The sequence below is a fragment of the Mycobacterium sp. 852002-30065_SCH5024008 genome (genome assembly GCF_001665645.1).
GTDB classification, from domain to species: domain Bacteria; phylum Actinomycetota; class Actinomycetes; order Mycobacteriales; family Mycobacteriaceae; genus Mycobacterium; species Mycobacterium paraffinicum.
Map to the genome: position 1 here is coordinate 1 of NZ_LZSZ01000154.1, position 547 is coordinate 547.

Sequence of the window (547 nt, forward strand, 5' to 3'; positions counted from 1 at the left end):
GATGTGTATAAGAGACAGGTTCAAAGGCGGCCAGGCTGCGCGCGCGCACCTGGGCAAGGAGTTCGGCCACAGTGGGGTCGTCGGTCAGATCGACGCGTAACACCAGGGTGTTGACGAAGAACCCGACCAGCTCATCCAGGGCCGGGTCACGCCGGCCGGCGATCGGGAACCCCACCGGCACATCGGTATTGGTGCTGAGCTTGGCGAGCAGGATTGTCAGGGCGGCTTGGATGACCATGAAACTGGTCGCATGATGTGCCCGGGCCACCCGGGCGATCTGCTGCTGCAACTGTGCCGGCCACTCGATGGTGAGGCTGGCTCCGTGGTGATCGGCTACCGCCGGATAGGGCCGATCAGTGGGCAATTCCAGGCGTTCGGGCATCCCGGCCAGGGCGTGCTGCCAGTAGGCCAACTGTGCGCCGATCACACTGTCGGGGTCGCTGAGGTCGCCCAGCTGGTCTCGTTGCCAGAGCGTGTAGTCGGCGTACTGCACCGCCAACGGCACCCACCCAGGGGGCTGGCCTTGAACGCGGCTGGCATACGCTGG

Annotated in this window: 1 protein-coding gene; it reads right to left on the bottom strand. The window is 65.6% G+C overall.

Features of this window, described 5'->3' with window-relative positions; genetic code table 11:
- Positions 1–547: condensation domain-containing protein (locus A5781_RS18920; protein ID WP_156624836.1), on the bottom strand; the 547-nt coding region annotated here is incomplete at both ends.